The sequence below is a fragment of the Salinicola sp. 4072 genome, from assembly GCF_036663415.1.
Taxonomy (GTDB): domain Bacteria; phylum Pseudomonadota; class Gammaproteobacteria; order Pseudomonadales; family Halomonadaceae; genus Salinicola; species Salinicola salarius_A.
In genome coordinates this window covers 67,046-80,817 of sequence record NZ_JAXOVV010000021.1, presented here as the reverse complement: position 1 = coordinate 80,817, position 13,772 = coordinate 67,046, and the positions used below count along the sequence as shown (strand labels likewise).

The 13,772-nt window shown below is 61.3% G+C and carries 13 protein-coding genes and 2 rRNA genes; 8 read left to right on the top strand and 7 right to left on the bottom strand.

The genetic code is table 11. The features are described from left to right. The 4 genes from R3F72_RS14165 to tusA all read left to right on the top strand — a co-directional run. Nucleotides 1-80, top strand: a 23S ribosomal RNA gene (locus R3F72_RS14165); the annotation flags it as partial. A gap of 187 nt (nt 81-267) precedes the next feature. Next, nucleotides 268-382, top strand: a 5S ribosomal RNA gene (rrf, locus tag R3F72_RS14160). Between the two features lie 82 nt (nt 383-464). Continuing rightward, nucleotides 465-1,547 carry a 23S rRNA (cytidine(2498)-2'-O)-methyltransferase RlmM gene (gene rlmM / locus R3F72_RS14155; RefSeq protein WP_332779971.1) on the top strand — a complete coding sequence of 361 codons (1,083 nt, stop codon included), beginning with the start codon at nt 465-467 and terminating at the stop codon, nt 1,545-1,547. Nucleotides 1,548-1,565: 18 nt separating this feature from the next. Then, nucleotides 1,566-1,808 (top strand): sulfurtransferase TusA, encoded by a 243-nt coding sequence (gene tusA, locus R3F72_RS14150; protein WP_303854689.1) that lies wholly within the window; start codon nt 1,566-1,568, stop codon nt 1,806-1,808. 37 nt (nt 1,809-1,845) lie between these two features. Here the strand turns inward: tusA and R3F72_RS14145 are convergent, their stop codons facing one another. Beyond that, nucleotides 1,846-2,541: a hypothetical protein gene (locus tag R3F72_RS14145; RefSeq protein ID WP_332779969.1), complete on the bottom strand. Its 696-nt coding sequence runs from the start codon at nt 2,539-2,541 to the stop codon at nt 1,846-1,848. Nucleotides 2,542-2,646: 105 nt separating this feature from the next. Next, nucleotides 2,647-4,071: an MATE family efflux transporter gene (locus R3F72_RS14140; RefSeq protein ID WP_303854687.1), complete on the bottom strand. Its 1,425-nt coding sequence runs from the start codon at nt 4,069-4,071 to the stop codon at nt 2,647-2,649. A 112-nt stretch (nt 4,072-4,183) separates the two neighbouring features. Between R3F72_RS14140 and R3F72_RS14135 the strand changes: the two genes are divergently transcribed. Continuing rightward, entirely contained in the window at nt 4,184-4,777 is a 594-nt protein-coding gene (locus R3F72_RS14135) for an elongation factor P hydroxylase (protein WP_303854686.1), read from the top strand. Here R3F72_RS14135 and R3F72_RS14130 read toward each other — a convergent pair. Both R3F72_RS14130 and R3F72_RS14125 read right to left on the bottom strand, forming a co-directional pair. Next, entirely contained in the window at nt 4,734-5,216 is a 483-nt protein-coding gene (locus tag R3F72_RS14130) for a hypothetical protein (RefSeq protein ID WP_332779968.1), read from the bottom strand. The two genes, R3F72_RS14135 and R3F72_RS14130, sit on opposite strands and share 44 nt — an antisense overlap. Continuing rightward, a complete protein-coding gene (locus tag R3F72_RS14125; protein ID WP_332779970.1) occupies nt 5,213-6,013 on the bottom strand; it encodes a TatD family hydrolase in 801 nt (266 codons plus the stop codon). The genes R3F72_RS14130 and R3F72_RS14125 overlap by 4 nt, the downstream gene beginning before the upstream one ends. Before the next feature lie 316 nt (nt 6,014-6,329). On the opposite strand from R3F72_RS14125, the gene R3F72_RS14120 reads away from it, so the two are divergent. Continuing rightward, nucleotides 6,330-8,255: an ATP-binding cassette domain-containing protein gene (locus R3F72_RS14120; RefSeq protein ID WP_332779967.1), complete on the top strand. Its 1,926-nt coding sequence runs from the start codon at nt 6,330-6,332 to the stop codon at nt 8,253-8,255. A gap of 84 nt (nt 8,256-8,339) precedes the next feature. Here R3F72_RS14120 and R3F72_RS14115 read toward each other — a convergent pair whose 3' ends face one another. After that, nucleotides 8,340-8,795, bottom strand: coding sequence for a universal stress protein (locus R3F72_RS14115; RefSeq protein ID WP_071230430.1), 456 nt, complete (start codon nt 8,793-8,795; stop codon nt 8,340-8,342). 235 nt (nt 8,796-9,030) lie between these two features. Here R3F72_RS14115 and R3F72_RS14110 point away from each other — a divergent pair, with 235 nt between their 5' ends. Then, nucleotides 9,031-9,552 (top strand): hypothetical protein, encoded by a 522-nt coding sequence (locus tag R3F72_RS14110; protein WP_087720382.1) that lies wholly within the window; start codon nt 9,031-9,033, stop codon nt 9,550-9,552. Nucleotides 9,553-9,630: 78 nt separating this feature from the next. Here the strand turns inward: R3F72_RS14110 and slyA are convergent, their stop codons facing one another. Continuing rightward, nucleotides 9,631-10,083 (bottom strand): transcriptional regulator SlyA, encoded by a 453-nt coding sequence (slyA, locus tag R3F72_RS14105; protein ID WP_087720383.1) that lies wholly within the window; start codon nt 10,081-10,083, stop codon nt 9,631-9,633. Nucleotides 10,084-10,160: 77 nt separating this feature from the next. Beyond that, nucleotides 10,161-11,291: a DUF5924 family protein gene (locus R3F72_RS14100; RefSeq protein ID WP_087720384.1), complete on the bottom strand. Its 1,131-nt coding sequence runs from the start codon at nt 11,289-11,291 to the stop codon at nt 10,161-10,163. Between the two features lie 314 nt (nt 11,292-11,605). On the opposite strand from R3F72_RS14100, the gene fadB reads away from it, so the two are divergent. Continuing rightward, the gene (fadB, locus tag R3F72_RS14095; RefSeq protein WP_332779966.1) at nt 11,606-13,771 is read left to right on the top strand and encodes a fatty acid oxidation complex subunit alpha FadB; all 2,166 of its coding nucleotides are present in this window, start codon (nt 11,606-11,608) and stop codon (nt 13,769-13,771) included. Nucleotide 13,772: the final 1 nt, after the last annotated feature.

The window sequence follows — 13,772 nt, the reverse complement described above, 5'->3', positions numbered from 1 at the left end:
TAGCTGGTTGATAGGCACGGTGTGGAAGCGCTGCAAGGCGTTGAGCTAACGTGTACTAATGCCCCGTGAGGCTTGACCATATAACCCCAAGGGGTTTACGACACCGGTACGAGACGTACCGCGTGCGATCGGTGATGATCACCGACAGACTGGATACGCCCTGTCTTCAAGAGCGGGCAGGCAATGAGACGTCTCAGTCAGCATGATCCGAATCGGTTGGGATGATGGCAAATTGCAGTCACGCCACGCATCCCGACGTCAGTTTTGCCTGACGACCATAGCAAGCGGGAACCACCTGATCCATGCCGAACTCAGTAGTGAAACCGCTTAGCGCCGATGGTAGTGTGGGGTCTCCCCATGTGAGAGTAGGTCATCGTCAGGCATCTATCTCGAAACCCCAGCCCACAAGGCTGGGGTTTTTTTATGCCAGACTTTTTGGAAACGAGTATCAGCTTAGCGAGGCGATTGTGAACCGAGTGCCCAACGAATGGCTGTTATATTGTCGAGCCGGTTTCGAACCCGACCTGGCGGCTGAAATCACTACCCGTGCACACAAACTCGATGAGCCGGGGCAGGTCGTGGCGGCCGAAAGCAACAGCGGTTTCGTTCGTTGGCAGAGCCACGATTCCCGACCAGCCAACGGTGTCCATCGTGGACTGCCGTTGATGTCTCTGGTATTCGCCAGGCAGTCACTGGTTGCTTTCGAGCCGTTATCACTCTCCCGGGATGATCGGATTTCCCCCATCGTGGAACTGATCAAGGAAAGTGGCTGGAACTTCGAGTCCATCTGGCATGAAACGCCGGATACCAATGATGGCAAGAGCCTGGCACGTTTGGCCAAATCCTTGGGCCGCCCTCTGGAAAGCGCTTTGAAGCGAGGTGGCGGTTTGCGGCGGAAGGCCGGTGGGCGTCGGCTGCATCTGTTCTGGCTAGCAGGCGACGCCGTACAGATCGGGATGAGCTTCCCTGGCAACCGCAGTGAACATCCGGGGGGCGTCCTGCGTCTTCGTCATCCGGCGGATGCTCCGAGCCGTTCGACGCTGAAGCTCGAGGAAGCCTGGCATACCTTCGTACCAAAAGAGGCGTGGGAATCGCGCCTGCATGTGGGCATGCAGGCCGTGGATCTCGGCGCGGCTCCGGGAGGCTGGACATACCAGCTGGTTCGCCGTGGGATGTTCGTCTATGCCATCGATAATGGACCTATGGCGTCGGGGCTGATGGCTACGGGGCAGGTCGAGCATCTGCGTGAAGACGGGTTCGTGTGGGAGCCCCCGTACCGCCTCGATTGGCTGGTCTGCGATATCGTCGACAAGCCGATGCGCGTCATCGACATGGTCGAACGATGGCTGATCAAGCGTTGGTGTCGTGAAGCGGTATTCAATCTGAAACTGCCGATGAAAAAACGCTGGGAAGAGGTTCAGCGTTGCCTGACACGTCTCGAGATAAACCTGAAGGCAGAGGGCGTAGAGGCTGATATCGCCTGTCGTCACTTGTATCATGACCGTGAAGAGGTCACCGTTCACGTTCGTCTGGATGGGGAACGATAATGATTGCGCGAGGGAGCCATGAGTAACGTTGAATCGACGCGAAGTGAAACGCTGGATACCAGTGGGCTCTACTGTCCGGAGCCGATCATGTTGATGCATAACAAGGTGCGTGACATGTCGGTGGGCGACATTCTCGAAGTCATCGCTACCGATCCCGCGACGACCCGCGATATTCCCAAATTCTGCAACTTTCTGGGGCACGAACTCATCGCGCAGTCCGAGGAAGAAGGGGAATACCGCTATCGCATTCTGTTGGGATGAAATAGCGGTTCGGTCGAGACGTTTCCAGCCGGACCGATCAGTTGTGCGGCATGACCATCAATGCCAACGCTTCCAGCGTATCCGGATCTTCGTTGCGAATACGATTGGCGATATTACGCTGGAAGAAATAGAGCGTCTGATGGCGGCTCTTGCCAGGGTAGAGACATTCGTCCCCCATCAGCACGGGAAGCGACGTCGCCTGGTCCTCATCGACCAGCATCGCATCGACGGTTCCATCGCTGTAGAGATGCCAGCCAAAAATCTGCTTGAGCTGCCAGGGTTTGCTGACTTCATCCAGGCACAGTGCATGCGTGCCTTGGGTCTCCGGTAGCTGCTGAGTCAGGGAGACTTCCGGGGTCTCTTCGTAATCGAAGTAGGCTGCCGCGTGCGCCAGCTCGACGATCTTGTGCTCGGGCGCGTCGTGAAATATCTCGTGAGTCTCGGGATCCCGGTAGCCAACGAAGTGGCCGTACTCGGGGTTGTCCAGTTCATGGCACGATGCCAACGACTCCATCCAGGGCACCAGGCCGACGACTTCATCGTCTTCACGCAGGCCCCACGCCAATAGTGGCATCCCGTACAGCGTATCGGGATCGGAGGCGAGGTAGTAAAGCATTTCCAGACCATCGAGCTCAGGCGACAACCGGACCAACCGCTTCCTGGCTCTCAGCCGATGCCTCATGGTTTCCAGATCGATGATCTGCGCAGATCGAGGGGAAAGTGGGACACCCATGGTTACCCTCCTGGTCGGCAATGTCTCGGCTTGAGGCATGGTGCCAGTATTAGCATAGCCATGAAGGGCCTGTTAAGTCCCGGGTTAAACTCGGCGGGGATTATTTCAGGTTTCCATCCGTTGGCGTCGGCTGACGCGCCATAGTCGCCAGGCCAACAGCAGCGCTGCCGAGGTCAAACCGGCATTGAGGCCGATCCAGTAACCATAGACCCCCAGCGAATCGAACGTGCCATCCAGCCCCCGCCCCAGCAGATGACCGCAACCCAGGCCGACGAGCCAGTAGGAAAACAGCGTGATGCCCATGACCACGCGAGTATCCTTGTATCCGCGCAAGGCGCCAGCCAGATTGACCTGAAGCGAATCCGAAATCTGGAACATCATGGCCAGCAGGATCAGCGACATGGCCAAGGTCCGCACTTCGGGATTGCCGGTATAGAGCGACACCACGGGCGCCGCCAGCAACCAGATCAGCAGGCTGTTGAACAGCGCCAGCGCAAGGCCGACACCAATACCATTCCAGGCAACGAAGCGGGCTTCTGCATTGTTGCCGGCTCCCAGTCGGTTACTGACCCTGACGGTCAATGCCATGCTCAGCGACAGCGGCAGCATGAACAGAATCGATGTCACGTTGAGGGCGATCTGGTGTGCCGCTACCGTGACCTCACCCAGATAGGCGACCAGTAGCGTGATCACGGTGAACAGAGTGACCTCGAAGAAGATCGCCAGACCAATTGGCAGACCGATATACAGGAGTTCGGCGATGTCTCTCCAGCATGGCGGGGTTGGAGACGCCCAGAGCGTTACTGGCGCGTAGGCACGGCTTCGCGCCGTGTACCAGATCATGCCCAGGCACATGACCCACATGGAGAGGGCCGTCGCGATGCCGCAACCGAATGCGCCCAGTGCGGGCAGTTGCTGTAGGAACAGGGGAATGTCGTTGCCCAGAAGGCCGATCAGCCCGGGGCCGCCGTAGATCAGTATGAAGTTGCCGGGAATGTTCACGGCCAACCCGAGAAGGCTCATCCACAATGCCGGGCGGGTATGATGCATGCCGTCGGAAAAGGCGCGCAACGCCTGATAGAGTGCGACTGCCGGAATACCGAACGCGGCGGCGTTCAGGTATTCGAGCGCCAGGCTGGCGACCCCGGTGGGGATCTCCATCAGTTGGAAGATGGCGCGGCCGCCAAAGGTCATGATCAACGCGCTGAGGCATCCGAGTACCAGTGCCACCCAGAGCGCCTGGTGAACCTTCCCGCGTACCTGGTCGAAACGCTCCGCGCCTGCGCGATGGGCGACGATCGGAGTGACCCCCATCAACGTCCCGGTCATCAGCAACATTAGGGGCACCCAAAGGCTCGCGCCCACCGAAACGGCTGCCAGGTCGGTGGCGCTGGCCCGCCCTGACATGATCACATCCGATGCACTCATGCCGGCTTGTGCCAACTGCGCGCCACAGATCGGCAGGCCCAGGCGCACCAGGCTCGCCGTCTCTTTTCGGCAGCGGTAAAAACGATGGGCGGTCGACGACACGAAGCGCTCCTTGACCGAACGGACAGGGCGGCGATTCTAGCAGGAGTCGACCGCCAGCGCTCGGCGACGGAGGTGAACTTACGTATACTCCGGCGCAGTTCTGGAGGCGTTCATGATTCATGACATCGACAATCTGATTCTTCTGTTCGACGGCGTATTCGCCGACCGCTATCGTACAAGGCTGGTTCGCGGAGAGGACGAGCCCATTTATCTACCCGCGGACGGCCGGCACGATCATCACCGTATCGTGTTTGCCCATGGCTTTTTTGCCAGCGCACTGCATGAAATCAGCCATTGGTGTATCGCCGGAGAAAAGCGTCGCCAGCTCGAGGACTACGGCTACTGGTACGAGCCGGATGGGCGCGACGCCCGCCAGCAGGAAGACTTCGAGCGGGTGGAGGTCGCGCCCCAGGCATTGGAGTCGCTGTTCAGCGAAGCGTGCGGGAAACCATTCCAGGTCAGCGTCGACAATCTCGATGGCATCGAGGTCGATCGACAGGCTTTCAGCAGGAAAGTCTCGGCGCGAGCAGCCCGTTATCGTAGTGAAGGCATGCCGCTACGCGCCCAGGCATTGATCGACACGCTCGGTATCTTCTATGCGGGAAAGGGCGGGATTCAGGAAGCCGTCGCTGTTGGGCGGCGACGGCTCGACACGAACGATGCTACTCGTCCCGCTGGACCAGCCGTTGATGTAGATAGAGCATGACCTGCACCTCGTGCTCCGGACGCAACGGCTCGAGGCCCATCTCCCCGAAGAGCTCGTTGCGGGCGCGGGCCCATTCGCCGGGCTCGAGGTCGGGGTAGAGCGTCGAGGCGGGCGCCAGCTCGACGAAAGGGTCGACGCCGAAGTCATCGAACATCAACGATAGCGCCGCTTCGTCATCCTGGACGCCGGCGGTATAGAGTGTCTCGCTGAAGTGATCGTTCTCCAGCTCCCTGAGTACATCGAGAGGGCTGATACCCAGGTGGCGGAGTTCATCGAGATCGTAGCCGCCGAGCGACAGCAGTTCGTCTTCCAGCCATTCGTCGTCAGGCTGGATCAGGGTATTCTTGACCTGGCCGTTGGGCAGCGCCCAAGCGATGGCCAGCGGCAGCGAGTTGTCGCCACCTGTCTCGACGGCGATGAATCCGGGATAGTTCGTCATTCGCCAGCGACCTCCTCGAGCCGAAAGAAACGCTTGGCCGTCAGCGTGGTCTGTCTCGCCAGCTCGGCCTCGGTCGTATCGCGCCAGTGAGCCAGCTCTCTGACTATCCAAGGTAGCAGAGCCGGCTCGTGGCGGCGCCCTTTTATCTTTGCCGGCAGGTTGCGGGGCAGCAGGTAGGGGCAATCGGTTTCCACCATCAGGCGGTCGTCGGGGATATCGGCGACGAACTCGCGAAGATGATGGCCCCGACGCTCGTCGCTCAGCCAGCCGGTCTGCCCGATGTGCAGATCGAGATCGAGATAGCCGTGGAGCGTCTTCCTGTCGCCGGTGAAGCAGTGCACGACGGCGTCGCTGAGCCGGTCTCGCCACTCCCGCAGCATGTCCAGCATCCGGCGGCCGGCGTCACGCTCGTGGAGAAACACGGGTAGCCCCGTCTCCGCCGCCAGGGCCAGTTGCGCTTCCAGCGCGCGTTCCTGGTCCGTGTGCGATGAAAAATTGCGGTGGAAATCGAGGCCGCATTCGCCCACGGCGACCACGACCTCCTGACGATGAAGCTCGAGCATCGCCTGCTCCAGCTCGGGATTCCAGTCGGCGGCGTGATGAGGGTGCAAGCCCGCCGTGGCATGGAGACCCGCGAAACGGGTCGCCAGCTTCGCTGCCCTGGTGGCGCCCTCGAGATCGGCACCGGTGATCACGAGCGTCGTGACATTGGCCTCGGTCGCCCGAGTCAGCGTGGCCTCGAGATCTCGGTCGAAGCTCTCGTGCGTCAGGTTGGCCCCGATATCGACCAGTGGCATCGGGGAAGTGATGCGTAACGCTTCCGGCAGCGGAGAACCGCCGTTCGAGGATTCATGCGGGGACGTGTCGCTCACGCGGCACTCCTCTTGGTCGGTGAATGTGAGTCGATGGATGTCAGTCGGTGATGATGTCGACAAGCATTGTAAAGCGCCGGACGCCAACGGCGAAGCATGGGCCAATCCATTTCGGCGAGTCTGGGCGAGCAAGGTACAATGCTGGCCAGACAACACGTTTCGCCAGAAGCACGTTCGGCAAGACACGCTTGGCAAGATATGACCGTCACCATTTCGAAGTTTCACGATCGCGAGGTCCTACGTGGCTCTGCTACGCCTTGAACAACTGCAACTCGCCTACGGGCATCATACGCTGCTCGATGGCGCCGACCTGGTCATCGAGAAGGGAGAGCGCATCGCGCTGGTCGGGCGTAACGGCACCGGCAAGTCGACGCTGCTGAAACTGATCGCGGGCGATAATCAAGCCGACGATGGCCACATCTGGCGCGCGCCGGGTCTCAAGATCGGCGTTCTCGAGCAGGCGTTGCCGGACGCCGACGAGGCGACGATCTTTGAAGTCGTCGCCCAGGGGTTGCCCGAAACCGGGGCCCTGCTGGCCGAGTATCACCGTCTCGTGGCGATGGCCGAGCCGGACATGCGACGACTGGAGACGCTGCAGACACGTCTGGAAGCGCAGGACGGCTGGTCTTTCCATCAGCGTATCGACACCGTGCTGACCCGACTGGGCCTGCCGGCCGACGCCATGATGAGCGGCCTCTCGGGTGGCTGGCGCCGGCGGGTGGCACTGGCGCGCGCCATGGTGGCCGGGCCCGATCTGCTGCTGCTCGACGAGCCGACCAACCATCTCGACATCGATACCATTACCTGGCTCGAAGAGCAGCTTCTGGCATTCGACGGCGCCGTCCTGTTCATTACCCACGACCGCGCCTTTCTTTCGAAGCTGGCGACCACGATTCTGGAGCTCGACCGTGGGCGCCTGGGTCGTTACCCCGGTGATTACGCCACCTACCAGGCACAGAAGGCGCACGAACTGGAAGTCGAGGCGCGCGAACGGGCCGAGTTCGACAAGAAACTGGCGCAGGAGGAAACATGGATTCGTCAGGGCATCAAGGCGCGCCGAACCCGCAACGAAGGCCGGGTCCGGGCGCTGGAAAAGATGCGCAACGAACGCTCCCAACGGCGCGAGCGCCAGGGCAAGGCATCGTTTCAGGTGGATAGCGGCGAACGCAGCGGCAAGCGCGTCGTCGAGCTGCAGGGGGTGACGCACTACTATGCAGACGCCTGCATCATCCGCGATCTGTCGCTGGAGATTCAGCGCGGCGATCGCATTGGGCTGATCGGGCGCAACGGTGCCGGCAAGACCACGCTGCTCAAGATTCTGCTGGGCGAACTTGAGCCCAGCGAAGGCAGCGTGCGCATGGGCACCAACCTGTCGGTCGCCTATTTCGACCAGCTGCGCGCGGGGCTCGAGCTGAACAAGAGCGTCTACGACAACGTCGCTCAGGGCAGCGACAAGGTGACGGTCGCGGGCAAGGACAAGCACGTCATCAGCTACCTGCAGGACTTCCTGTTCACGCCGGAGCGCGCAAGACAACCGGTCAAGGCGCTGTCCGGCGGCGAGTCCAACCGCCTGCTGCTGGCCAAGCTCTTCACCCAGCCGGCCAACGTGCTGGTGCTGGACGAGCCGACCAACGATCTCGACGTGGAAACCCTGGAGCTGCTGGAGGAGCTGCTGCTCGATTTCGAAGGCACGCTGCTGCTGGTCTCGCATGACCGCGCGTTCATGGACAACGTGGTCACCGACGTGCTGGCGTTCGAGGGTGATGGCATCGTGCGCAGCTACGTGGGTGGGTATACCGACTGGGTCCGACAGGGCGGGCGGCTACCGCCGGCACCATGGGAGCTGGCCGAGGCACGCAAGGCGCAGGAAAAGCTGGCCGAGCGGCAGACGGCATCTGCGCAATCGACGAAGGGCGAAAGCGACAAGCGTCGCCAGAAGCTCTCCTACAAGCTGCAACGGGAGCTGGACTCATTACCCGCGACGATCGAATCGCTGGAAGGCAAGATCGCGACGTTCGAGGCCCAGATGGGGGAGCCGGACTTCTACCAGCAGGACAGCGAGACCGTCACCGCGGCCATCGAGGCGCTTTCGGCAACCCAGGCCGAGCTGGATCGGGCGATGGAACGCTGGATGGAACTGGAGGCGATGGCGGAAGGAGAGGGCTAGTCGCCGCTCGCGGCGGCAGAATGTGCCTTGCCCGCGACGGGCAAGGCACATGATTCAGCCATGGAGACGAAGCAGGAGGTCACACTACTCTTCCGTTTCGCCATCCTTGCCGACGCGAACCGCCAATACGTCACACTCTGCGCCATGCAGAACGCCGGTCGATGTCGATCCCAGCAACAGCGCGAAGCCGTGGCGGCCATGGGAGCCCACGACGATCAGGTCCACGTCGTGTTCCTTGGCAAAGCGCTGAATTTCAGTATCCGGCATTCCGACCACGATATGCTGGTCTTCCCGAGGAATATCGTAAGGATCGGAGATGTCGGCCAGTCGCTGCGTGGCGTGTTCGTCGAGCTGATCCTGGATGCTCGTCAGGTCCATCGGGATATCACCGCCATAGGCAAATCCCAGGGGTTCCAGCGTGTGGATGATCGAGAGCTTGGCTTGGTTCCGGCGTGCGATGGGAATCGCGCGTTCCAGGACTTTATGCGAATCCTTGGTCAGATCCACGGCAACCAGCACGTGATGGTATTCGTTGCTCATCGGGTAACCCCCCGTTCGGCGAATGAACATGGATAACTGTAAGCGCGCCTCATGAGCGGCACAACGCAATTTTCGATAATGGCCTGCGGTCAGGCGCCGCAGGCGATCATCAACCATACGCTCCCGCGACGCAACGTGATGTAACCGGTAGAGTGCACGGTGATGCGTCATACCTTGGTCGTAATCAAGGGCAATAGGGTCGGCGGAAAACGGCCGAAACAGGAGTGGAAACGTTATGGCGGTGCTGGGTTTTCTGTTGGTTGCCGTACTGCTGATTCTGTCACCAATGGTGTGGCTGCGGCCAAGCCGAGGCGAGTCCATCCGAGGGCAGATGCGGCGGCACGTCAAGGCCAACGGCGGGGAGTTGAACTTTACCAAGGCGCCACTGGCCATGCCGAACGTGGCGCTGACCGGTTATCGGTTGCGATACCCAGGCACGGAATCGGGCAGCGATTTCACCGTGATTCGTAACGATGTCGCCAGCGAAGCACTGGAAGCGGCGACGGACCAATGGCGCTGGCGCCAGGCTCCGCTGCCATCGTTGGATGCCGAGCGCCTGCAGGCACTCAAGCAGTGGCTGGACGGATTGCCGGCGGATGCCCTGATCGTCGAATCCAGCCAGCATACGATGTGCATCTGGTGGCAGGAGGCGATGAGCTTCGAACGGTTCCAGCAGGACTGGGCGAGCTGGTTGGCGATGCGGGATACCCTGGCTGGCAGTGGCAAAAGCGTCAAGATGCCGACCAGGCCTTCATAGGTGGGGCGCACCGCCTACGGTGCGGTGCGTTTGATTGATCATGTCGGGGCGTTGCGTGGGCAAGTGTCCACTCCTGGTTCAGCTGGCCTTGGCCTGCTCGGATTGACGCTGTAGTTCCAATCCATTTTTCTCGATGCGATCCAGCATGCTTTCGAAAGCATCAATCTCTTCCGGCGTGAACCCGCCGAGCATTTCATCGCGCACCTCGGTGGCGATCTCTTCGATCTTCTCCAGCAGCGGCGTGGCTTCCTCCGTCAGATGAAGGCGCTTGGTACGGCGATCTTCGGCGCAAGGGCGGCGCTCGATCAGATTCTGCTCCGCCAATTGATCCAGCGTGCGTACCAGCGAGGGCGCTTCCACGCCAATGGCTCGTGCCAGATCGCATTGCGCCTGGCCCCCGCCCATATTGCGCAGGTTCCAGAGCGTCACCCAGCGTGTCTGGGTCAAGCCCAGTGGCGCCAAGCGTTCATCGATGACAGCGCGCCAGAGTCTCGGCAGACGTGCCAGTTTAAAGCCGATATGCTGTGCCATAGCGGATTACCTGAATCGTGAACGTCCTAACATTCTCCAAAGCGCCGCAGGATAATGCAAGTCACAATGATTGGCGATTAGTCGGCTTGCTCATCTCCATTTCCCAAGGCATGGCGGATATTCCAGCCGGGGATGCCCAGCGGACGCTGAATTCTGCCATCGGCCGCCGTGGCCGCGCCATCCTCGGCCACTGTGAATCGTACGCTACCGATCCGCTGGCCGGTCTGCGTGATCACATCCACTTGCCAGCGACCTTTTAGGTCAGCGGAGAAATTCTGCTTGTGGGTCCAGGCTCGATAGCCCTGGTCGCGTCCGCCGTGAATGACCAGCGCTATGCGCTCGACGACATCGCCGTCATGACGCCAGACGTGATAGACCTTCTCGCGCAGCCCACGGGGGGCTCGTATCGCCGTATAGACATAGAGGCCGCGCGAGCGGAGTGCCTGCGGCGTCAGCGTCATGCTACCGCTGGGCTCGCGGGCAGCCGTATCGAATCCGGGCGAGAGGGCGCTCCCGGATAGCCACAGCGTCGCTGGTGGTATCCAGGTTCGTCCTGTCCAGGCAATTCCGCCCAGAACGACCAGCAGCCCCGCCATGGCGAGCCAGCGAACGATGCCGCCGGGTTTGAGCAGGCCCATGACACTAGGCAGGCTGAAGAACATCATCGCCAGAATCGAAAGGATCAGGCTCTCTCCCGTTGTCAGGCTCAGCATGATGGGCAGCGTGACCAGCATCACCACGAACACGCACAGCGCATGGAGCAGGAAGTAGAGCCAGCGATGGCGGTTGGACAAGCCGAAATACAGAGGGTCCAGAATGGCGAGGATCGAACAGACGATCAGCAGCCCGGTAAAAACGGCCTGGCCGCTAGTCCAGATCGTCGTGGCAAGAAAGAACGGTAGACAGAAGAACAGCGTCTCTTGGTGCACCATTTGCGCGACGAAAGTCGCCGCCGCGCGGGGCAGCGCGGCATTGCGCCCTCGCCGCGACAGCCATTTACTGGCAATACTCTCGACAATCAACAGAACCCAGGTCAGCATCAGCCCCAGGGCCAGCACGGCGCCCAGCCACTGTTGCCGATCGACCAGGAAAAACCCCAGCAAACCCAGTACGAAAGCGATAGGTGGCCAGACCCAGTGATAGCGGCGCAAACGAGCGACAAGCGGTTCCAGCCGAGCCACTGTCGAAGGTGTCGTGGGGTCTTTCATGGCCACGGGCCAAGCTCCTCCGAGTGATTGTCAAGGCGCCAACCTGTCTGCCCTCCGAAACGAGGAGAGGCCCACAGGCAGGCGGGGGGACATTCTAGCGGGTGAGGCATCACTTTGCGCGAAGACGCCGGCAGACGGAGCCGGGCCGCCGGTAGTCTACGCTGGGATGAGAGCCGGTGCGGCAGGCCGAGACTTTGGTTGAGCTTGACGAGCCCACTCGCGCGCCTCAAGCTTTCGCTATTCAAACAGTCGTATGATTCGCCTCGTAGATGCCAGCACGGGGCGCTTTCGCAGCCATGGCACGGAGATTTCTCATGCTCTATCAAGGCGATGCCATCCGGGTCGAGCGTCAGGACGGCGATCTCGCGCTCCTGACGTTCGATCTCAAGGATGAGGCGATCAACAAGCTTTCATCTTCGGTCATCGGTGAGTTGTCGCAAGCCGTCGAGGCGCTGGAAAGTGAGGCCGGGCTCATGGGGCTCGTCATTGCCAGCGCCAAGGACGTGTTTATCGTCGGTGCCGATATCACCGAATTTCATGCCATGTTCGCCAAGGACGAAGCGTTCCTGGTCGACATGAACACGCGGATTCATGCGCTGTTCAATCGCATCGAGGATCTGCCGTTCCCGACCGTCACCGCGCTCAACGGTCTGGCGCTGGGCGGTGGCTGCGAACTCGGATTGACCACCGATTTCCGCGTCATGGCGGAAACGGCACAGATCGGGCTGCCCGAAACCAAACTGGGCATCGTGCCGGGGTGGGGCGGTTGTGTCCGGTTGCCGCGACTGATCGGTGCCGACAATGCCATCGAGTGGATTGCCGGCGGCTCGCAGAACGATGCCGCCACGGCTTTCAAGGTGGGCGCCGTCGACGCCGTTGTACCGCAGTCCCAGTTGCTGGCGGCGGCCCGGGACATGATCGACAAGGCCAATGCCGGGGATTTCGATTATCGTGCCCGCCGGACCGAAAAGAGCTCGCCGCTGAAGCTCAATGCGGTCGAGCAGATGATGGCGTTCGAGACCGCAAAGGGTTACGTGGCCGGGAAGGCCGGTCCGCATTACCCGGCGCCGATCGAGGCGATTCGTGTCATACAGAAGGGCGCAGGCGAAGAGCGCGAACGTGCCCAGGCGATCGAAGCGCAAGCCTTCGCCAAGCTGGCCAAGACCGACGTCTGCTACAACCTGGTCGGTCTGTTCATGAACGACCAGGCGGTCAAGAAAAAGGCCAAACAGTACGAGAAGGATGCCAAGGCGGTCGAGCAGACCGCAGTGCTCGGGGCGGGCATCATGGGGGGCGGCATCGCCTACCAGAGCGCCTACAAGGGCACGCCGATACTGATGAAGGACATCAAGTCCGAAGCGATCGAGCTTGGCCTGAAGGAAGCCCGCAAACTGCTGACCAAGCAGCTTGAGCGCGGCAAGCTCAGCCAGACGCGAATGGCCGAAGTGCTGAGCAACATTCGTCCGACGCTCTCCTACGGCGATTTCGGTCAGGTCGATCTCGTGGTCGAAGCCGTGGTCGAGAATCCCAGGATCAAGGAAGCGGTACTTGCCGACGTGGAGGCCCAGGTCGCGGACGACACCATTCTGGCATCCAACACCTCGACCATCTCGATCGATCGGCTGGCGGCCAATCTTAAGCGACCCGAGAACTTCTGCGGCATGCACTTCTTCAATCCGGTGCACCGGATGCCGCTGGTCGAAGTCATTCGTGGCGCCAGGACCTCCGATGCCGCGGTCGCCGCGACGGTGGCCTATGCCCGCCAGATGGGCAAGACGCCGATCGTGGTCAACGACTGCCCGGGATTCCTGGTCAATCGGGTTCTGTTCCCCTATTTCGGCGGCTTCAGCGGGCTGGTCGAGCATGGCGTGGACTTCGAGCGTGCCGACAAGATCATGGAGCGCTTCGGTTGGCCGATGGGGCCTGCCTATCTGCTCGATGTCGTCGGCATCGATACCGCCGTGCACGCCAGCGAAGTGATGGCCGAAGGCTTCCCGGATCGAATGGCCCACGACGGCAAGTCCGCGATTCAGATGATGCTGGACAACCAGCGGCTCGGCCAGAAGAACGGCAAGGGCTTCTACGTCTACGAGGAAGACAAGAAGGGCAAGCCGAAGAAGACCCATGACGATGAGGCTCACCGGCTGGTCGCCGGGGTCGTCCGCGAAACGCGGGAACTGTCCGACGACGAGATCATCGCGCGGATGATGGTGCCACTGTGCATGGAGACGGTGCGCTGTCTCGAGGACGGCATCGTCGGGTCGCCGGCCGAGGCGGACATGGCGCTGATCTACGGCATCGGTTTCCCTCCGTTCCGTGGCGGCGCGCTGCGCTATATCGACGCCATGGGCGTGGCCGAGTTCGTGGCGGTAGCGAAACGGCTCGCCGGTGAACTGGGCGCGCTGTATGCACCGACGGCGCGACTCGAGGAAATGGCCGCCAATGGCGAGCGCTTTTACCCTGACGCCAGCGACCGCTGAG